The organism is Micromonospora sp. NPDC047187 (assembly GCF_040643355.1).
Taxonomy (GTDB): Bacteria; Actinomycetota; Actinomycetes; order Mycobacteriales; family Micromonosporaceae; genus Micromonospora; species Micromonospora salmantinae.
The window spans coordinates 127,125-146,471 of the sequence record NZ_JBEYUF010000008.1; the positions used below are offsets into that span (position 1 = coordinate 127,125).

General features: G+C 72.0%; 19 protein-coding genes. 7 read left to right on the forward strand and 12 right to left on the reverse strand.

Features of this window, described 5'->3' with window-relative positions:
- Positions 1–99: 99 nt before the first annotated feature.
- From ABZ794_RS16145 to ABZ794_RS16170, 6 genes are read right to left on the reverse strand one after another with little or no spacing between them, the layout of a single operon-like run.
- Complete coding sequence (locus ABZ794_RS16145) at positions 100–1,599, reverse strand: proton-conducting transporter membrane subunit (RefSeq protein WP_210784115.1); 1,500 nt, start codon at positions 1,597–1,599, stop codon at positions 100–102.
- Positions 1,596–3,104: an NADH-quinone oxidoreductase subunit M gene (locus ABZ794_RS16150; RefSeq protein ID WP_210784114.1), complete on the reverse strand. Its 1,509-nt coding sequence runs from the start codon at positions 3,102–3,104 to the stop codon at positions 1,596–1,598. The genes ABZ794_RS16145 and ABZ794_RS16150 overlap by 4 nt, the downstream gene beginning before the upstream one ends.
- Positions 3,101–5,032 carry an NADH-quinone oxidoreductase subunit L gene (locus ABZ794_RS16155; RefSeq protein WP_210784113.1) on the reverse strand — a complete coding sequence of 644 codons (1,932 nt, stop codon included), beginning with the start codon at positions 5,030–5,032 and terminating at the stop codon, positions 3,101–3,103. Before ABZ794_RS16155 ends, ABZ794_RS16150 begins: the two co-directional genes overlap by 4 nt.
- Positions 5,029–5,391 (reverse strand): NADH-quinone oxidoreductase subunit NuoK, encoded by a 363-nt coding sequence (gene nuoK, locus ABZ794_RS16160; protein ID WP_210784112.1) that lies wholly within the window; start codon positions 5,389–5,391, stop codon positions 5,029–5,031. Before nuoK ends, ABZ794_RS16155 begins: the two co-directional genes overlap by 4 nt.
- Positions 5,388–5,948: an NADH-quinone oxidoreductase subunit J gene (locus ABZ794_RS16165; protein WP_210784111.1), complete on the reverse strand. Its 561-nt coding sequence runs from the start codon at positions 5,946–5,948 to the stop codon at positions 5,388–5,390. Before ABZ794_RS16165 ends, nuoK begins: the two co-directional genes overlap by 4 nt.
- Positions 5,949–5,973: 25 nt before the next feature.
- Complete coding sequence (locus ABZ794_RS16170; RefSeq protein ID WP_210784110.1) at positions 5,974–6,570, reverse strand: NADH-quinone oxidoreductase subunit I; 597 nt, start codon at positions 6,568–6,570, stop codon at positions 5,974–5,976.
- 105 nt (positions 6,571–6,675) lie between these two features.
- Between ABZ794_RS16170 and ABZ794_RS16175 the strand changes: the two genes are divergently transcribed.
- A complete protein-coding gene (locus ABZ794_RS16175; protein ID WP_210784109.1) occupies positions 6,676–7,248 on the forward strand; it encodes a Uma2 family endonuclease in 573 nt (190 codons plus the stop codon).
- Here ABZ794_RS16175 and ABZ794_RS16180 read toward each other — a convergent pair.
- Complete coding sequence (locus ABZ794_RS16180) at positions 7,229–7,657, reverse strand: ester cyclase (RefSeq protein ID WP_210784108.1); 429 nt, start codon at positions 7,655–7,657, stop codon at positions 7,229–7,231. The two genes, ABZ794_RS16175 and ABZ794_RS16180, sit on opposite strands and share 20 nt — an antisense overlap.
- 81 nt (positions 7,658–7,738) lie before the next feature.
- On the opposite strand from ABZ794_RS16180, the gene ABZ794_RS16185 reads away from it, so the two are divergent.
- Positions 7,739–8,758 (forward strand): glutathione S-transferase C-terminal domain-containing protein, encoded by a 1,020-nt coding sequence (locus tag ABZ794_RS16185; RefSeq protein WP_357516077.1) that lies wholly within the window; start codon positions 7,739–7,741, stop codon positions 8,756–8,758.
- Between the two features lie 119 nt (positions 8,759–8,877).
- Here ABZ794_RS16185 and ABZ794_RS16190 read toward each other — a convergent pair whose 3' ends face one another.
- On the reverse strand, positions 8,878–9,840 hold the full coding sequence (locus ABZ794_RS16190) for a complex I subunit 1 family protein (protein WP_030329816.1): 963 nt from the start codon (positions 9,838–9,840) through the stop codon (positions 8,878–8,880).
- Positions 9,840–10,673 carry an NADH-quinone oxidoreductase subunit C gene (locus ABZ794_RS16195; RefSeq protein WP_238689116.1) on the reverse strand — a complete coding sequence of 278 codons (834 nt, stop codon included), beginning with the start codon at positions 10,671–10,673 and terminating at the stop codon, positions 9,840–9,842. The genes ABZ794_RS16190 and ABZ794_RS16195 overlap by 1 nt, the downstream gene beginning before the upstream one ends.
- A gap of 105 nt (positions 10,674–10,778) precedes the next feature.
- On the opposite strand from ABZ794_RS16195, the gene ABZ794_RS16200 reads away from it, so the two are divergent.
- Positions 10,779–11,825: a glucose 1-dehydrogenase gene (locus ABZ794_RS16200; protein WP_210786539.1), complete on the forward strand. Its 1,047-nt coding sequence runs from the start codon at positions 10,779–10,781 to the stop codon at positions 11,823–11,825.
- Positions 11,826–11,841: 16 nt separating this feature from the next.
- Here ABZ794_RS16200 and ABZ794_RS16205 read toward each other — a convergent pair whose 3' ends face one another.
- Positions 11,842–13,158, reverse strand: coding sequence for a DUF2252 domain-containing protein (locus ABZ794_RS16205; RefSeq protein ID WP_238689115.1), 1,317 nt, complete (start codon positions 13,156–13,158; stop codon positions 11,842–11,844).
- Positions 13,159–13,229: 71 nt separating this feature from the next.
- Positions 13,230–13,811: an NADH-quinone oxidoreductase subunit B gene (locus ABZ794_RS16210; protein ID WP_210786543.1), complete on the reverse strand. Its 582-nt coding sequence runs from the start codon at positions 13,809–13,811 to the stop codon at positions 13,230–13,232.
- A gap of 219 nt (positions 13,812–14,030) precedes the next feature.
- On the opposite strand from ABZ794_RS16210, the gene ABZ794_RS16215 reads away from it, so the two are divergent.
- From ABZ794_RS16215 to ABZ794_RS16230, 4 genes are all read left to right on the forward strand, one after another.
- Positions 14,031–14,567 (forward strand): SigE family RNA polymerase sigma factor, encoded by a 537-nt coding sequence (locus tag ABZ794_RS16215; protein ID WP_238689181.1) that lies wholly within the window; start codon positions 14,031–14,033, stop codon positions 14,565–14,567.
- Positions 14,560–15,759, forward strand: a complete 1,200-nt coding sequence (locus tag ABZ794_RS16220; protein ID WP_210786547.1) for a hypothetical protein — start codon at positions 14,560–14,562, stop codon at positions 15,757–15,759. Before ABZ794_RS16215 ends, ABZ794_RS16220 begins: the two co-directional genes overlap by 8 nt.
- A 297-nt stretch (positions 15,760–16,056) precedes the next feature.
- Positions 16,057–16,569 (forward strand): SigE family RNA polymerase sigma factor, encoded by a 513-nt coding sequence (locus ABZ794_RS16225; RefSeq protein ID WP_247670257.1) that lies wholly within the window; start codon positions 16,057–16,059, stop codon positions 16,567–16,569.
- Positions 16,562–17,767, forward strand: coding sequence for a hypothetical protein (locus tag ABZ794_RS16230; RefSeq protein WP_210786549.1), 1,206 nt, complete (start codon positions 16,562–16,564; stop codon positions 17,765–17,767). The genes ABZ794_RS16225 and ABZ794_RS16230 overlap by 8 nt, the downstream gene beginning before the upstream one ends.
- A 52-nt stretch (positions 17,768–17,819) precedes the next feature.
- Here ABZ794_RS16230 and ABZ794_RS16235 read toward each other — a convergent pair whose 3' ends face one another.
- Positions 17,820–19,328 carry an aminotransferase class V-fold PLP-dependent enzyme gene (locus tag ABZ794_RS16235; protein WP_210786551.1) on the reverse strand — a complete coding sequence of 503 codons (1,509 nt, stop codon included), beginning with the start codon at positions 19,326–19,328 and terminating at the stop codon, positions 17,820–17,822.
- Positions 19,329–19,347 lie beyond the last annotated feature (19 nt).

Sequence of the window (19,347 nt, forward strand, 5' to 3'; positions counted from 1 at the left end):
GCACGGATCGCCGGGATCCGCTGACCGGTGTAACAACCCGGTACCCGCCAACCATCCGTCTCAACGCTGAGAGTTGACTGAGACCGGGCCCAGGTGGGGTCAGCGGGCGGCCAGGTCGAGCACCAGCTGCGGGGCGACGCCGAGCACCACGGCGGCCACCGTCGCCACCGCCAGCACCACCGCCACCACACCCACCACTGGTACGCCCGGCGCTCCGCCGCCGGCGAGCGCCGCGGCCGGGCCGGGCGTCGTGGCCGGCGCCCAGAGCGCGGCGGTCACCCGCAGGTAGTAGGCGAGCCCGATCACGGCGTTCAGCGCCACCACCAGTGCCAGCCAGGCCGCGCCACCGTCCAGCAGCGCCCGGACCACTGTCACCTTCGCGAACAGTCCGGCCAGCCCCGGCGGCAGACCAGCCAGACCCACCAGCGCGAGACCGAACGCCGCAGCTCGCCACGGGTGCCGTCGGGCTGCCCCGCGCAGGTCGTCCAGCGTGCCGCCGTCCGCACCCGCCGGCCGCAGCGCTGTCACTCCGGCGAAGGCGGCAAGCTCCAACACCACGAAGAACACGGCGTACGCCATGGCGGCCGCGTACGCGGCGGACCGTGCCTCGTCCGTGCGCCCGGCGGCCAGCGCCAACGCTCCCAACGGGGCGAGAATGTACCCGGCCTGCGCGACGGACGACCAGGCGAGCAGCCGGACGGTCCGCCGCTGACGCAGGGCGACCAGGTTGCCGACGGTCATGGTGAGCACGGCGAGCAGGGCGAGCACCGGACCGGTCTGCTCCGCCGGCAGCGCCCGTTGCACCACGGCGAGCAGGGCGACCAGGCCGCCCAGCTTCGAGGCGGTGGACAGGTACGCGGCCACCGGCAGCGGCGCGCCGTCGTAGGTGGCCGGAGCCCAGGCGTGGAACGGCACCGCCGCCACCTTGAAGGCCAGGCCGACCAGCAGCACCGCCACCGCGGCGGTGGTCAGCGGCAGGTTCCGCAACTCTGGCTGCTCGGCGAGCAACGCGCCGAGCCGGTCCAGGTGCAGCCCACCGGTCACCGCGTACAGCAGCGCCGCGCCGAGCAGGGTCAGCGTGGTCGCCACCACGCTCACCACGAAGAAGGTCACCGCCGCTTCGGCGCTCGCGAGGCTCCCCCGGCGCAGGCCGACCAGCACGTACAGCGGCAGGGTCAGCGTCTCCAGGGCGACGATCAGTGTGATCAGGTCGCCGGCCGCGCCGAGCACCACGCCGCCGGTCATCGAGCAGGCCAACAGGAAGGCGTACTCCCCGACCGGTGACCGCCCGGCCCGCAGCGCCGGCACCGACAGCCCGAGCACGCCCACGGTGAGCAGCGCGACCACCACGGCGACCAGTGCCGCGCGACCACCGAAGATCCAGGAGCAGTCGGCGCCCACGCAGAAGGTCCGCCGCTCGGCACCCGCCCCGACCAGCGCGGAGCCGACGGCGGTGCCGAGGGCGCCGAGCGCGGCCACGGCGATGGTGGCCCGTGGCCGAGCCACGAGCAGGTCGGTGATGAGTACGAGTACGGCCGTGCCGGCGGCCAGGTAGGCCGGCAGCAGCGCGACGCTGTCCACGCTCTGCACGACGTTCATGGTTTGACCACCCCGATCAGGGCGTCGACGGGGGCCTCGGCGACGCCGAGGACCAGCGTCGGCGCCAGCCCGATGGCCAACGCGAGCAGCACCAGCGGCACCCAGGCGGTCAACTCCGCACCGGCCAGGCCGGGGCCGACCTGACCGACGGCGGGGCTCGGCCGGTTGTGGGTTACCTGGCGCAGCAACCGCAGGAAGTACGCGGCGGTGAGCGCCCCACCGACCGCCGCCAGCACCCCGAGGGTGGTCCAGAGCGGGCCGCCCACCTGCACGGCGGCGATCACCGCGAACGCCTCGCCCCAGAAGCCGGCCAGCCCGGGCAGGCCCAGTGACGCGATCGCCGCGAACGCGAGCAGACCCGCCAACCGGGGCGCGGTCTCCCTTAGCCCGGACAGTTCGGCGAGGGTGCCCGTGCCGGTACGGTCCTTCACCGCCCCGGCCAGGAAGAACAGCAGGCCGGTGATCACACCGTGCGCGACGTTGCCGATCAACGCCGCCTGGATGCCGGTGGCCGTCAGCGTGGCGACGCCCAGCAGCACGAAGCCCATGTGCCCCACGCTGGAGTACGCGATGAGCCGCTTCACGTCCGACTGGGCCAGGCACACCAGCGATCCGATCAGGATCGCGGCGACGGCGAGCACGCCGAGCACCGGCGCCGCCCAACGGGCGCCCTCCGGCGCCACCCCCACCGCGACCCTTATCAGGCCGTACGTGCCCATTTTGAGCAGCACACCGGCCAGCACGACACTGCCCACGGTGGGTGCCTGGGTGTGCGCGTCGGGCAGCCAGGAGTGCAACGGCCACAGCGGGCTCTTCACCGCGAACGCCAACGCGAGCAGTGTGAACGCGGCCAACTGGGTGCCCCTGGACATCCCCGCGCCACCGGTCAGCGTCATCAGGTCGGCGGTGCCGGCGGCGGCGACCACGACGTACACGCCGACAAGCAGCAACACCGAGCCGAACAGCGTGTAGAGCGCGAACTTCCGGGCCGCCCGACGCCGATCCGCGCCACCCCAGCCGGCGATGATCGCGTACATCGGCAGCAGGACGACCTCGAAGAAGAGGAAGAACAACACCAGGTCCAGGGCGAGGAAGGTGCCCAGGATGCCCACCTCGACCACCAGCAGCAGCGCGACAAGGGCCCGGCCGCTGCCGCCGTCCGGCACCCGCCACATCGTGTACGCGCAGCAGAGCAACGTGAGCAACGCGGTCAACACCACTAGCGGCCAGGAGATGCCGTCGACGCCGAGGTGGAAGCGCAACTCCAGACCGGGCACCCAGGGCAGGTCCAGTTGGTGCCACGGGCGCACCGCCGGCGCGTCCGCCGACCAGGCGGCCCAGCCCCGACCGCCGAACACCAGCGGCACCGCGACCAGCAGGGTCAACGCCGCCGCGACCGTGCCGACCAGCCGGGCCGCCCGGTCCCGGGGCGTCGCCGCCACCGCGACCGCACCCAACGCCGGCACCGCCAGCACCGCGACCAGCAACCCCTGCCCAAACGTCATCGGTTAACTCCAACCAGGGCAGCGGCCAGGCCGATCAGCAGCGCGCCGGCCAGCACGCCGGCGGCGGCCCGGGGCAGCGCCGCGCGGTGCAGCGCGGCCAGCCCGGCACCCAGACCGGACGCGGCTCGCCCACTGCCCTCGACCGCGCCGTCCACCACCACCTCGTCACTCGTGCACGCGGCGCGGGCCAGCGCGCGGACCGGGCGTACCACGAGGGTGCGCTGGACGTCGTCGAGCCGGAACGCGCTGGCGAAGACCGGCCGCAGCGGACCCAGCGCGGCGGCCGGGTCGGCGGCCTGGTCGCGCCGCCAGCCCAGCGTCACCAGCGCGGCGCCGAACAGCAGGAACGCGAGCGGCAGCAGCACCCCCGGCCCCAGGTGGACCAGGCCGTCCTCGGAGCCCGCCACCGGGACGGTGGGGAACCGCAGGCGGTCGGCGAACACCCCGACGAACCCGGCCAGACCGAGCAGCGCGGCCGGCACGGCCAGCAGCAGCACCGGCCAGCGCAGCACGGCCGGCGGGTCGTGCGGCTGGACCAGGGGCAGGCGCGGGGTGCCGAAGAAGGCGCGCAGCAGCAGCCGACCTGCGTACCAGGCGGTGACCGCCACGCCGACGAGCCCGGCGATCCAGACGATCCAGCCCACCCAGGACGGGGCGGGGCCGGTGCCCTCCAGCGCTGCCGACTCGGCGACCGTCAGGACGCCGTCCTTGCTCCAGAAGCCGGCCAACGGCGGCACCCCGGCCAGCGCGCCCAGGCCCACCACAGTGCACCAGAACGTCACCGGCATGCTGCGCCGCAGCCCGCCCATCTCCGACATCAGTGTGGTGCCGACGGCGTGGATCACCGCACCGGCGGCGAGGAACAGCAGCGCCTTGAAGGCGGCATGGGTGAGCAGGTGGAACAGTGCGGCCGACGGTGAACCGACCGCCAGCGCGCCGGTCATGTAACCCAGTTGGGACACTGTCGACCAGGCCAGCACGCGTTTGATGTCGTCCTGGGCGGTGGCGGCGAGCGCGCCGAGCAGCAGCGTGATCGCGCCGAGCACCCCCAGCACTGTCAACGTCACCGGCGCGGCCGTGAACAGCGGGTAGAGCCGGGCCACCGCGTACACCCCGGCGGCGACCATCGTCGCGGCGTGGATCAGCGCGGAGATCGGGGTCGGACCGGCCATCGCGTCCGGCAGCCAGGTGTGCAGCGGGAACTGCGCGCTCTTGCCGGCCACACCGGCGAGCAGCAGCAGGCCAGCGGCGGTCAACGTCGCGCCGGAGTGGTCGTGGGCGAGCACGTCGGCGATCCGGAAGCTGCCCGTCGACACGCCCAGCAGCGCGATGCCGAGCAGGAACCCGACGTCACCGACCCGGGTCACCAGGAACGCCTTCATGGCGGCGGCGGGGGCGCCGGCCAGTCGGCGGTCGTGGGCGATCAGGAGGTACGAGCAGAAGCCCATCACCTCCCAGCCGACCAACAACATGATCAGGTCGCCGGCGACCACCACCAGCAGCATGGCACCGGTGAAGAGGCTGATCTGGGCGGCGTAGGGCGGGTAGCGGTGGTCCACGTCGACGTCGTCGTGGGGACCGCGCCGCAGGTAGCCGATCGAGTAGACCTGCACGGCCAGGGCGACAGCGGTGACCGCCACCGCGACCAGTGCGGCGGCGCCGTCCAGCCGTACGCCGAGGGTCACCGCCAGCCCGCCGAAGTCCACCCAGGTGGTCGACGTCTCGGTCGGCCCGTCGACAGTGAGCAGCAGCGCGACGGCCAGCGCCAGCGCGCCGGCCGCACCGGTGACGCCGAGCGTCACGGCGGCCGTCCGGGCCCGGTCGCCGCCGGTCGCGCTGTCGCGCCGAGGGGCCGGTGGCAGCAGCAGACCGAGCAGCCCGGCGACCAGCGGTACGGCGGGCAGCAGCGCCCCGAGCAGCCCGGTCACCGGCCCGCCTCCGAGTCTGCGACGGCCGGCTCGCGCCCGTCGACGGGATCCGGCGACTCGGTCAGCGGCACGTCGTCCACTGCGACGGTCGCCCGCAGCCGGTAGAGCTGAAGGACGATCGCCAGCCCCACCCCGATCTCTGCGGCGGCGAGGACGATGACGAACAGTGCGAAGACCTGCCCCGAGTGCGGGAGCACGGCGCGGGCGGTGGTGTCGGCGGTGACGAGGATCAGGTTGACCGCGTTGAGCATCAACTCGACCGACATCAGCACCAGCACCGCGTTGCGGCGGCGCAGGACGCCGTACACGCCGAGGCCGAACAGCAGCGCGGCGGTGACGTACGGGATGACCGGCCTCACCGGCGGCCCCCGGGTTCGCTGTCGACCAGGTCGCCTGCCGCGCCGTCTCGTTGCGGCGCGGCTCGGCCGATGTCCGGCCGGGACAGCACGATCGCGCCCACCAGGGCAGAGAGCAGCAGCACCGAGAGCACCTCGAACGGCAGCACCCAGGATTGGAAGATCTGCTCGCCCAACCGCTCGGCGGTGCCGGCGCTGGGCAGCGTGACGGTGCTCCATCGGTACGCGTCGACCAGCAGGGCGGTCAGCCCCAGCCCGGCGCCGCCACCGATCAGCGCGGCCGGCCAGCCGGGCCGGTCCAGGTCGTCGGATGCGCCGATCGGGGCCCGGGTCAGCATCACCGCGAACAGCAGCAGGACCACCACCGCGCCCACGTAGATCAGCACCTGCACCCAGGCCACCAGCTCGGCGCTGAGCACCAGGAAGTCGCCGGCCAGCGCGCCCAGGCACACCACCAGGTAGAGCCCGGCCCGGACCAGGTGTTTCGTGGTCACCACCAGCACGCCGGCGCCGACCGCCACCGCACCGAGGGCGAGCAGCAGCACATCCGCCCCGGTCACCGGTGCACCCTTCCGGCTCGGGCGCTCACGACGCCGGGTCCTGATCGGCGTCGGGGCGCACCGCTGACGGAGCGGGACGTGCGGCGGCCGCCTTGCGCGCGGCGGAGGTTTCCTCCTTGGCCGGCTCGCCGTTGGGGTCGTGGGCGGGCGGCGGCGGAACGGTGGCCATCCACTGACCGAGGTGGTCCTTGTCGTGCAACAGGTCCTTGATGTCGTACTCGGCGTACTCGAACTCCGGCGACCAGTAGAGCGCGTCGAACGGGCACACCTCGATGCAGATGCCGCAGTACATGCAGAGCGAGAAGTCGATGTCGAACTTGTCGAGCACGTTGCGCTGGCGGGGGCGGGCGGCGCCGGGCACCACCACCTCCTCCTTGTGCGAGTCGATGTAGATGCACCAGTCCGGACACTCCCGGGCGCAGAGCATGCAGACCGTGCAGTTCTCCTCGGACAGGGCGATCACGCCGCGCGAGCGCGGCGGCAGGTCAGGGGCCGTGTCCGGGTACTGCTGGGTGGTCGAACGGCTGGTCATCGTCTTGAGGGTGACCGCCAGCCCCTTCACCAGGCCCGCGCCGGGAAGGCCGCGTCCGCCGGTGTCATCGCGCTCGCTGGGGTCGCTCATGTCGACCATCCTGCCCTGTGGCCACGGCGCGCGCGACCACCACCCACAGGTCCGGGGCGGTACCGTGGTCGCGGGGAGAAGGAACGCACCTGGAAGGACCTGCCCATGACCGCCGCGCTGCAGAGCGCCTACCCGCCCGAGAGCGAGTGGACGACTGACGACCTGGATGCGCTGCCCGAGGATGGTCGCCGCCGGGAACTGCTCGATGGAGTGCTGCTGATGTCCCCCTCCCCCACCCGCACCCACCAGACCATCGCTGGCCACCTGATGGCCGCGCTCGACGAAGACTGCCCCGACGGCTACGACGTGACCCAGGCGGTCGAGGTGCGGATCAACCGCACCCGATCCTTCATCCCCGACGTGCTGATCACCACGGCTGCCGCGGCGGCTCGCGAGCCCTCGAAGTACGAGCCGCACGAGGTGGTCGTTGCCATCGAGATCGTCTCACCGAACACCCGCTCCATCGACCGGGTGTTGAAGCCGGCGCTGTACGCCCAGGCCGGCATCCCCTACTACTGGCGGATCGAGACCGAAGGCGCGCTGGAGGTCGTGACCTACCGGATCGACGCGGTGAACGAGGTCTACACCGAGACCGGGCGGTGGACGAAGTTCGTCGACACCGGCGAGCCCTTTCCGATCAATCTGCCGATCAGTCGGATCACGCCCCGGGTCCGCTGACGACGGCCGGTGGGAGCATCTCGACGCCGAGTTGTTGCAGCAACTGGAACAGCTCGTTGCAGCTCCACACCTCGACGATCCGGCCCGCCGCGTCGAAACGCAGGAACGTCGCCCCCGAGTAGCTGACCACCTGCCCGGTCGGCGGCACCGGCCCGAACTGCCCGGCGTGGGTGCCGGCGGCCCGCCAGTGCACTGCCACCCGCTCGCCGGCCGCGACCACATCGACGATCTTGTAGCGGAGGTCCGGGAAGGCCGCCCGGCGCTCGCGATGCCAGGCCAACGTCGCCTCCGGCCCGGTGCCGCCCAGCCCCGGGCACTCCTCGGCGACCAGCTCGTACGCCGACTCCTCCTGGCGGGCATTCCACACATCGGCGATGAACCGGCGGGCCGCCGTCTCCACATCCGTCATGCCGGCAGGGTATCCGGGACCACTGTGCGCCGTAGATCCGCGAGGATTGGGTAGAGACACTGACCAGACCGGGAGGGCGACGTGGGCGAGGAAAAAGGCGGCAAGTACGTCGAGCCGGGCGGCGAGTTCACCCGCGACCAGCGGTACATCGCCACCCGGATCACCGAGGACGGGCGCGACGGTTATCCGGTCGAGCCGGGCCGGTACCGGCTGGCGGTCAGCCGCGCCTGCCCGTGGGCCAACCGTCTGATCATCGTGCGGCGGTTGCTCGGTCTGGAGGACGCCATCTCGATGGCGGTGGCCGGCCCGACCCACGACGCCCGGAGCTGGACCTTCGACCTCGACCCGGACGGCCGGGACCCGGTGCTCGGCATCGAGCGCATCCAGGAGGCGTACTTCAAGCGCTTCCCCGGCTACGAGCGCGGCATCACCGTGCCGGCGATCGTGGACGTGCCGACCGGGCAGGTGGTGACCAACGACTACGCGCAGATGAGCCTTGACCTGTCCACGCAGTGGAGGGCGTACCACCGCGAGGGCGCCCCGCGGCTCTACCCCGAGCACCTGCGGGAGCAGATCGACGAGGTCAACGCCATGGTGTTCCGGGACGTGAACAACGGCGTCTACCGGTGCGGGTTCGCTGGCAACCAGGAGGCGTACGACAAGGCGTACCACCAGCTCTTCGACCGGTTGGACTGGCTCACCGAGCGGTTGACCGACCAGCGCTACCTGGTCGGCGACACCATCACCGAGGCCGACGTGCGACTGTTCACCACGCTGGTCCGCTTCGATCCGGTCTACCACGGCCACTTCAAGTGCAACCGGCAGAAGCTGAGCGAGATGCCGGTGCTGTGGGCGTACGCCCGGGACCTGTTCCAGACTCCCGGTTTCGGCGACACCATCGACTTCGACCACATCAAGCGGCACTACTACGAGGTGCACCGCGACATCAACCCGACCGGGATCGTGCCGCTCGGCCCGGACCTGTCCAACTGGCTCACCCCCCACGGCAGGGAGGCGCTCGGTGGCCGCCCCTTCGGCGACGGCACCCCGCCCCCACCCCCCACCGAGCCGGTGGACCCGGAACACACCCCGCTGCGCTGACCGGGGCACCCACCGCCCCCCTACGCGCGTCGATCTTGCACTTTCTGACGCCGAAATGCCCTACTCGGCCACTTTCGCCGGGACAGGAAGTGCAAGATCGGCGCGGGAGTCCGGGGGGTCTACAGGGCTATGCGGACTGCTGCGGTGAGGACCAGTTGGGCCAGGGATGCGGGGACGAGGACCAGCCAGCAGAGGCGCTGGAGTTGGTCCTCGCGTAGCCGGGGGTAGGAAACCCGGAGCCAGATGATCACGAAGGAGACCGCGAAGATCTTGAGCAGCGTCCAGAGCCAGCCCAACTGGTCGTCGGCGAACGGGCCCTGCCAACCACCCAGGAACAGCACAGTGGTCAGCGCGGCGATCACCACGATGCCGACGTACTCGGCGAGCAGGAAGAACGCGAACCGCAGACCGGTGTACTCGGTCATGTAGCCGAAGACCAGCTCCGAGTCGGCCACCGGCATGTCGAACGGTGGCCGACGGATCTCGGCCAGCCCGGCGACGAAAAAGATGATCATCGCGGGTGCCTGCCAGAGCAGCCACCACGGCTGCCACGCCTCGACGATGCCCGACAGGCTGAGCGTGCCGGCCGCCATCGCCACCGACGCGGCGGCCAGCACCAGCGGCAGCTCGTAACCGAGCAACTGGGCCGCCCCGCGCAACCCGCCCAGCAGGCTGTACTTGTTGGCCGACGCCCACGCCGACATCAGCACCGCCACCACCCCGACGCCGACCACGGCCAGCACGAAGAAGAGGCCGATGTCCAACGGTTGCCCGACCAGGTCGTTCGGACCGAGCGGAATGACCAGCAGCACCAGCAGGTAGGGCACCAGGGCCACCGCCGGCGCCAACCGGAACACCGCCCGGTCCGCCTCGCGCGGGGTGATGTCCTCCTTCTGCACGAACTTGACCCCGTCGGCCACGAGTTGCGCCCAGCCGTGGAAGCCGCCCGCGTACATCGGGCCGAGCCGACCCTGCATGTGCGCCATCACCTTGTGCTCGGCCTGGCCGACAAGCAACGGCAGGGTGAGGAACGCGACCACCACGCCGCCGATCCGGAGCACCAACTCCACCCAGAGCGGCATCAGGCCGTACCCCCGTCGTGATCGCTCCGGCCATCGCCGGGCTTGTCAGGTGCGGCCGTGCCGGGCGCGGGCTGGTCGGCCGAGCCTGCGCCGGGCGCGGGCTCGGCGGCCGGAGCCGGGCCGTCTGTGGCGTCGGCCGGTCGGGGAGTACGCGCCGGACGGGCCCCCGGGGCGGGCCGCGCCGGACGCTCACCGGCCGGCCTGGCCGGGGTGCCGCCACGCGGGCCCTCCCCCACCCCACCGGCGCCGGCCGGCGTGGGCGTGGGCCCCCACTCGCCCGGAGCGGGAACGCCCGGCGGGCGGATCGGTCGACGCCCGCCGCCGGCCTCGGACTCGCCCGGCTCCTTCGCACCCGGCCAGGGCTTCGCCACCCGGGAAGCCAACACGAACTCCTTACGCAGCGGGTGACCCTCGAACTCCGGCGGCAGCAGCAGCGGCAGCAGTTCCCCATGCCCGGCGAAGTCGATGCCGAACATCTCGTGCGTCTCCCGCTCGTGCCAGGCGGCACCGGGGTAGACGTCGACCACCGAGGTGACAGTGGGCGCACCGCGCGGCAACCGGGTACGCAGCAGCACGCCGTGGCGCAGTCGCGTCGACCAGAGGTGCGCCACCACGTCGAAGCCCTCGGCCAACTCGTCGACGGCGGAGAGCCAGTCGAAGAAGTCGCAGGCCAACTCGGCGTCGTCACGGGCGGCGGAAACCGCTGTCAGCCAACTCTCGGGCGGCACATCGACTGTGGCCCGGGCGAACCTCTGCCCGCCGGAGACCGACGGGGTCGCCTCAACCGGCGCGAGCAGCGCGACCAGCCGAGCGCCGACCTCTTCGGGAGTCATGCCGCTGATCCTAGTGCCGGCCGAGCCCGCGCCTGGCCGCCGCCGATGCCCAGCGATCTGCCGGCTTTGGGCGCGGCGCACGCCTCGGCGGGGAAAGATGGGGGCGTGCGCGCTGTGACAGTGAGACCAGGGGTCGCCAATTCGCTGAACCTCGTCGAGGATCAGCCGGAGCCGGCTGCCGAGGAGGGCTCTGTCCTGGTCGAGGCGCTGGCGGTGGGGATCTGCGGCACCGACCACGAGATCATCGCCGGGGAGTACGGCGAGGCGCCGCCGGGTGCCGACCGCCTGGTCATCGGGCACGAGTCACTGGGCCGGGTGATCGAGGACCCCAGCGGCACCCTGCAACCTGGTGACCTGGTGGCCGGGATCGTCAGGCATCCCGACCCGGTGCCCTGCCCGAACTGCGCGGTCGGCGAGTGGGACATGTGCCGCAACGGCCAGTACACCGAACACGGCATCAAGGGACTGGCCGGGTTCGCCCGCGACCGCTGGCGGGTCGAGCCGCGGTTCGCTGTCGCGCTCGACCCGACACTGGCCCAGGTGGGAGTGCTGCTGGAGCCGACAAGTGTGGTGGCGAAGGCCTGGGACCACATCGAGCGGATCGGGCACCGGGCCGAATGGCAGCCGCAGACCGTGCTGGTGACCGGGGCGGGGCCGATCGGTCTGCTGGCCGCGTTGCTCGGCACCCAGCGAGGGCTCACCGTCCACGTGCTGGACCGGAACACCGAGGGGCCGAAGCCGGAACTGGTCGCCGGGCTCGGCGCCACCTACCACACGGTGCCGGTCAACGACCTGCCCTTCGAGCCGGACGTGGTGATCGAGTGCACCGGCGCTCCCACAGTGGTCCTCGACGTCATGTGCAAGGCGGCCCCGACCGGGATCGTCTGCCTGGCCGGGGTGTCCAGCGGTGGTCGGAGCATCGACTTCGACGCCGGGGCGCTCAACCGGGCGCTGGTGCTGGAGAACAACGTGGTGTTCGGCTCGGTGAACGCCAACCGGCGACACTGGACCATGGCCGCGCAGGCGCTCGCCCGCGCCGACCAGGTCTGGCTCGAGTCGCTGATCACCCGACGGGTGCCGGCGAACCGGTACGCCGACGCGTACACCCCCGGGCCGGACGACATCAAGGTGGTGCTGGAGTTCGCGTCCTGAGCGACGCCGCGCCCGATCAGATGCCCGGCAGCCGACCGTTGCGGAACAGGTCGACGAAGAGCTGATGGTCCTGGCGGGCGCGCACCCCGTACGCGTGCGCGAAGTCCACCAGGTGGGCGACGAAACCCGGCTCGTCGGCGTCCACCGCCGCGACGATCGCCTCCTCGGTGGAGTAGTCCACCAGGTCGTGACTGGATTCGTCGTCGGCGACCGAGTGCATCCGGGCCACCGCCCGGCCGAGGTCGACGAGAACCCCGGTCAGCTCCTCCGGCTCGTTCACGTCCGACCAGTCCAGATCGGCGGCGTACGGGGAGACCTCGGCGACCAGCTGACCGGTCCCGTTCAGCTCGGTGAAGCCCAGCCACGGGTCGGCGTGCGCCTGCAACGCCCGCTGCGACTCGGCGGTCCGGTGACCCTGGTGCTGGAAGTAGCCGCGGACCGACTCGTCGGTGACGTACCGCGCCACGGCCGGCACCTGCGCCTGCTTCATGTAGATGACGACGTCGTTCTCCAGCGCCTGGGTGTGCCCCTCCAGCAGCAGGTTGTACGACGGCAGCCCGGCCGAGCCGATGCCCACCCCCTTGCGCAGCACCACGTCCTTGATCCGCGCCGCCACCGGGCGCAGCTGCGTCGAGGCGGTTGGCAGGGTGCCCAGGTAGTCCTGGAAGGCGGCGCTGACCAGGTCCCGGGTGGCGGCGTCGATCTCGAATACCCCGTCGCCGATGGAGAAGCGTCGCTCGTAGTTGTCGATGGTGGTCTGCGCGGCGAGCAGGTCCACGCGGGTGTTGAGCCGGGCCCGTTGGAGCACCCGGCGCAGCACCCCGTCGGCGTTGTCCAGGGTGATCGAACCGATCGCGTCGTCGCCACCGGCGGCGATGGCCCGCAGCTCGGTCAGGTACGACCGGGCGAACCCGGCCACCAGCTCCCCGATCGCCGTGTCGGAGAGTGCCTTGCCGTAGCCGAGCAGCGCCACGCTGGCCGCGAGCCGGCGCAGGTCCCAGGTGAAGGGCCCGACGTACGCCTCGTCGAAGTCGTTGACGTTGAACACGAGCTGCCCGGAGGCGTTCATGTAGGTGCCGAAGTTCTCCGCGTGCAGGTCACCGTGGATCCACACCCGGCTGGTCTGCTCGTCGGAGAACCGGTCGTCGGCGAAGTCGCCGAGCTGGTCGGCGTAGAACAGCGCGGCGCTGCCCCGGTAGAAGGCGAACGGCGACGCCGCCATCTTGCGGAACTTGCGGCGGAAGGCGGCCGGGTCGATCGCCATCGACGCGCCGAACTCCTCGGTGAGCACGTCGACGATGTGGGTGGACCGCTGGTCCGCTGAGCTGGTCATAGTGCGCAGGCTAGTGCGGCGGGTCCACAACAGGGTGGCGAGCGCGCCGTCGTGGGTGGTGACTCACGCCGTCAGCCGGCGGTGGGTGGGCGTACCGGTGGAGCGGTGAGCGAGTCGACCGAGCGTGGCGGGGCGGCCTCACGCGGCGGGGCGTCCAGCGGTGCGGCCAGCACGTCCCGTTGCGGCACACCCCCGATGCCGGACTGCTCGGCGGCGATCTTCTCCTGCAGGCGCAGGATGCCGTGCAGCAGCGCCTCCGGCCGGGGCGGGCAGCCGGGCACGTACACGTCGACCGGGATGAGCTGGTCGACGCCCTTGGTCACCGAGTACGAATCCCAGTAGGGGCCGCCACAGTTGGAGCAGGCGCCGAACGAGATGACGTACTTCGGCTCGGGCATCTGGTCGTACAGCCGCTTGATCGCCGGGGCCATCTTGTCGGTCACCGTGCCGGAGACCACCATCAGGTCGGCCTGGCGGGGGCCGTGGGCGAACGGGATCACGCCGAGTCGGATGAAGTCGTGCCGACCCATGCTGGTGGCGATGAACTCGATGGCGCAGCAGGCCAGACCGAAGTTGAACACCCAGAGCGAGTAGCGACGGCCCCAGTTCAGCACGAACCGGATCGGCTCGCCGAGCACTGCCGGTAGCTGCACGACCGCCCCCTCTCCTCACCGACAGTGAATCACAGACGGCGTCCGCGCGGTCCGGCGGTGATCGGCCCGAGGGGCCCACCAACTGTCCCGGAGCCGACAAGGATCGGCAGCGATCGACGCGCAACCTACTGGCGCGCTCGCTTGTGTGACCGGTGCTGGCGAACACACCGCCCGCAGCCGCCACGGGGAGGACGAGTGCTTGTGACACGAGATGTGCGGGTGGGCGGACGCCCGCCGGACCTGCCGGGAGGCGCAACCTCCAAACCGGCGGAGCTGGTCTTCGACGACTTCTACCACGCCCACTTCCGGGGGCTGGTGGTGCAGTTGACCGCGTACACGGGTGACCGTGGGCAGGCGCAGGAACTGGTTCAGGAGGCGTTCTGTCGGGCGTACGCCCGCTGGGACCAGCTCGTCGGTTACGAGGACCCTCTGGCCTGGGTCCGTAGGGTCGCCTGGAACCTGGGCCACAACCGCTGGCGACGGCTGCGTACCGCCCAGCTGTGGCTGCTGCGGCAACGGGAGACACACGTCGCCGAGCCGAACCCGGACCGGGTCGCTGTCGACGCCGCCCTGGCGAAGCTGCCGCCCAAGCAGCGGCGGGCCGTCGTGCTGCATTACCTCGCCGACCTGACGGTCGCCGAGATCGCCGCCCAGGAACAGGTCGCCGAAGGGACTGTCAAGTCCTGGCTGCACCGGGGCCGGGCCGCTCTCGCCACACTTCTACGCGACACCAACGAGGAGGTGCGGGATGTCTGAGCAGGAGATTCTTGACCTCGCCGAAGAGTTCGCCCGCTACCGTCGCACCGCGCTGCCGGAGGTCGAGGCACCGGGACCTGCCGCTGTTCGGCGGACGGTACGAGGCCGCAGCCGACGACGGCTGGCTGCCACTGCCACGACGGCGCTCGCCCTGTTCGGCGGGTCGGCCGTCGGATACGCGGCGATGAGCGGCACTGAGCACCGGCCCGGTCCGGTCGAGCCGACGCCGAGCGTGTCGGTGTCGCCGACGCCACCGTCGACTCCAACCCCCAGCCCCGCCGGGACCAGTGCCAGCCCGACCATCCCCGTGCCGGACGGCCGGTTCAGCCGGGCACAGTTGCTGGGGGTGCCGGTGACCCTGCCGGCATGGCGGGCCGGACGAGGCTGCCCGACGTCGCAAACCCGGCTCACCGCCGACGCCCGGGAGGGCGCGAACTGGCTCCTGGCGCTCGACCACGGCGACATCGACGGGGACGGCGCGGTGGAGACGGTGGCTCTCGTGCAGTGCGTACTCGGCACCCGCGGGCCGATGCAGGTGGTCGCCTTCGACCGCGACAAGGAAGGAAAGGTGACGACGGTCGGCCGGGTGGTCGCGACCACCATCGACAAGCCGCAGTGGCTGTTCGCGCTGGATGTCGTGGGCGACGGCACGGTCCGCGTGCAGGTCGGTGACATCGCTCCCGGGGGCGGTTGGCCCGCCGAGTGGTCACAGCGGCAGTGGCGGGGCTACCGCTGGAAGGGCGACGCCTTCGCGCAGGTCTCCGGTCCGACGACCTTCGGCACCAACAAGCACGATGTCAACCTGGTCGTCACCTCAACTGATCTGACGCTGACCACGGCAACGGACGGCTCCCGGACCGGCACGATGACCGTACGCATCCGCAACGGAGCCACGGGTCCGGCCGCCCATGTGGCGCTGCGGCTCGGCCTGCCGGCTGCGATCCGCCCGGACGGCGGCGGCTGGGCGGCCTGCCGCAACGACCCGGGAACGACCAGAGAGCCGGTCACCTGTGATCTGAACCGGCTCGAAGGGGGCAAGGAACTCCGGCTCACGCTGGGCTTCCGGGTGGCGGCGGGTGCCACAGTCGGATCCGGAAAGGCCGAGGTGGACGCCCGGCCGATGGACTCAGCCTTCGACTTCGTCGAGGAGGTCTACGGCACCGACAACACTGTCGTGATCACGTACCGCTGACCGGTCGGATCCCCGTCGCCCGACGGGGACCCGACCCGCGGTCGGATCCCGCCTCGCCACTCAGTCCCCCACACGACAGTCGAACCACGGTGTCGGGCTGCAACCCCGAGGCCCGTTCGGGACTTCTAACGGGGTACGGCACGCCGAGCAGGAGCGCCGACAACGGGGAGCACGGGAACGACCCCGATCAGCGAGTGGTACGACCGCCTCGGGTACGGGCCCGACGGTGAACGGGGAGGGGCAGTGACAGTGATGACGGGAGCCCGTGCCAACGAGCCACCGGGGGCGATTGCCGCGATGGCCGGGGAGCGCACCACGACGGTGAGCTTCGACGACTTCTACCACGCGCACTTTCGCAACGTGACCAGCCAACTGGGCGCCTACGTGGGCGACCTCTCACAGGCTCAGGACCTCGCGCAGGAGGCGTTCTGCCGGGCCCTGGCCCGGTGGGACCGGCTGGCCCGGTACGACGACCCGGTCGCCTGGGTCCGGCAGGTCGCCTGGAACCTCGCCCGGAGCCGTTGGCGGCGGCTCCGGACCGCGCGCAACCACCTGCTCCGGCAGCGGCGGGCCGAGGCCACGATGGCCGGGCCGACGCCCGATCGGGTGGCGATCGACGCCGCGCTGGCCCGACTGCCCGCCAACCACCGGCGGGCCGTCATCCTGCACTACCTCGCCGACCTGCCGGTCAGTGAGATAGCGAGTCAGGAGGGGGTGGCCGAGGGCACTGTCAAGTCCTGGTTGCACCGCGGCCGGACAGCGCTGGCGGGGCTGCTCGACGAGAGCATCGAGGGGATGGGCAATGTCTGACATCGACCCGCGGCTACGGGAGCGGTTCGCTGCGTACCGTGCCGAGACGATCTCCCAGATCGCCGGTCCGGGACCCGACCAGGCCCGGCGTACCCTTCGTCGGCGTCGGCAGGCGAGGGCTGCGGCGGTGGCCGTGACGGCGATTGTCCTGGCGGTCGCACCGATCGTCGCCAACGCCGCCCTGCGGAACGACGGATCGGTTCCGACGCCGGCGCAGACCGGCGAGCCGACCACACCACCGCCGAGCGCTCCCGCACCGACGCCGTCGACCCCGCTGACGCCCAGCACCACCACGACCACGAGTCCGGCCGCGCCGGACGGCCGGATCAGCCGGGCCCAGTTGCTGGCCGCCCGCGTCGACCTGCCGGCCTGGCCCTCGTACGCGTCGCACTGCGCCACCTCGGACGTTCGGCTGCGGCCTTCGGGACGCGACACGGGTGTGTCGACACTGGCGGACCTGGACCTGGGCTACACCGACCTGGACGGCGATGGCGCGACCGAGACGGTCGCCCTGGTCACCTGCCGGCTCGGCGAGGCCTCGGCGAAACAACTCGTCGCGTTCGACCGCGACCGGCACGGTCGCATCGTGACCATGGCTCGGGTCGTCGGCACCATGGAGGGGCTCGACGACATCACGGACGCCGCCGTCACCGAGGACGGGAAGGTGCGGGCTCAGGTGGCCGACATCCAGCCCTGCTGCTCGACGCCGAGTTACTGGGCGCAGAACCAGTGGCGGACGTACCGCTGGCACGACGGCCGGTTCACCCAGAGCGACGGGCCGAGGTCCTTCGGCAAGGACCCTCGGCTGACCGACCTGGTGCTGACCGGCGGCAACCTCGTACTCGGGCCGGCCGGTGCCGACGGGAAACGTCCGGGCACCCTGAGCCTGAGCCTGACCAACACGGGGCCGGTGGACGTGGCACACGTCGGCTTCGCCGAAATTGGCCAGATCGGGGCGATGAGCACTGCCGACTCGTCGATCTGCGTGCCGTGGCGGGGAGGCGACGACTCGGGGACGACCTGCCGCACAGCCGGCCTGCGGGCCGGGGAGCGCCGGGCGTACACGTTCCATCTGCTGGTCGATCCCACGGCGTTGAGACAGCCCAGCGTCCGGGTGGTGCACTACGACGACCAGGACCGGCGCTGGCAGGACCTGACCTTCAAGAACAACTTCGTGGAGGTGCGGGTGGCTCCCTGATCCGGCCGATCGGGCCCGGCTGGCACCGACGGCCGGGCCCGTTGCCGCGCGGTCAGCTGGGCGCCCAGCTGGGGCGTTGCAGCAGGCTGACGAATTCCACGAGCAACCGCTCGCGCAGCGCCGATGGCGCGGCGTCGAGCAGGGTGTTCACCAGCGCCATCCGCTCCGGCAGTGGTCCCGCGTCCGAACCCACTTCGCCGCCCAGGCCCAGCCCGGCGGCCAGGCCGACGATCAGGTCCGGGGTCAGCGCCTCGGGGGTCAGCGCGCCGACCAGGGCTGCCAACTCGGCGGGCAGCCGCACCGGGCCGGCGGCCCTGGCTGCGGCCACCGCGTCGGTCAGGTCCGGCCCGAACTCGGCGACCCGGGGCGCGACCGCGGCGGTCACCGTGAGGTGCACGCTGGCGGGCAGACCGGCGTACGAGAGCTGGGGTTGGGTGTGCCAGCCCCGCGCGGTCAGCTCGTCGACCAGGACGAACAGGTCGGGCCCGCCCTCGGTGGCGGTGAAGCAGACGACTGTCGACTCGGGCTCGGCCATCAGCCGCAAGCCGTCGACGGCGCGGACCGCATCGGCCAGCCCGGTTACCGCGTCCCGGGTGATGGCGGCCAGCCGCAGGTAACCCTCGTCGCCGAGGTGCCGCACTGTGGCGTAAGCGGCGGCGATCGGACCGCCCGAGCGGGTGGACGCGATCACCGGATTGATCATGGTGTAGCCGGGCCAGTCCGCGTACGCGAAGTACTGCGGGGCGCGCAGCGTGGCGTCGCGGTGCAGCAGCACGGACACCCCCTTCGGGGCGTACGCGTACTTGTGCAGGTCGACCGAGATGGAGGTGACCCCGGGCACCGCGAAGTCGAACGGCGGCACCGGCTCCCCGAGCCGGCGCAGGTACGGCAGGGTCCAGCCGCCGAAGCAGGCGTCGACGTGGCAGCGCACCCCGGCCTCGGCCGCGGCGGCCGCGATCTGCGTGACCGGGTCCACCACCCCGTGCGCGTAGGACGGCGCGGAGCAGGCGACCAGGACCGTCTCCGGACGGATCGCGGCGGCCATCGCGGCCGGGTCGGGACGCAGCGTCTCCGGGGAGACTGGCACGACGTCCAGCGCCACCCGCAGGTAGTGCGCCGCCTTGGCGAATGCCGCGTGCGCGCTCGACGGCACCACGATCCGAGGCGCGGTGATCTCCGGGTGGGCGTCCCGAGCGGTCTTGACGGCGAGGATCAGTGACTCGGTGCCGCCGCTGGTGACGCTGCCGACGACGTCCGGGGCGGTGGTCCCGGGGCCGGCGCCCAGCACCCGGCCGGCGGCGCCGACCAGCGCGTTCTCCATGGCCAGCAGGGACGGGAACGCGGTCGGGTCCAACCCGTTGACGTGCGCGCTCTCCCGGTGGGCGGCGGCGGCCAGCTCGTCCAGCCCGGGCACCGCCGGGTCGTAGACGTACGCGAACAGCCGTCCCCCGTGGGTGGGCGCGTCACTGGCCCGCAGCTTCCGCACCTCTTCCAGAACCCGTTCCGCCGGAACCCCGGTGGCGGAAAGCGCCCCAGCCTCAACCCTGTTCTCGTCGATCATGGAGTTACGGTGCCCTTCT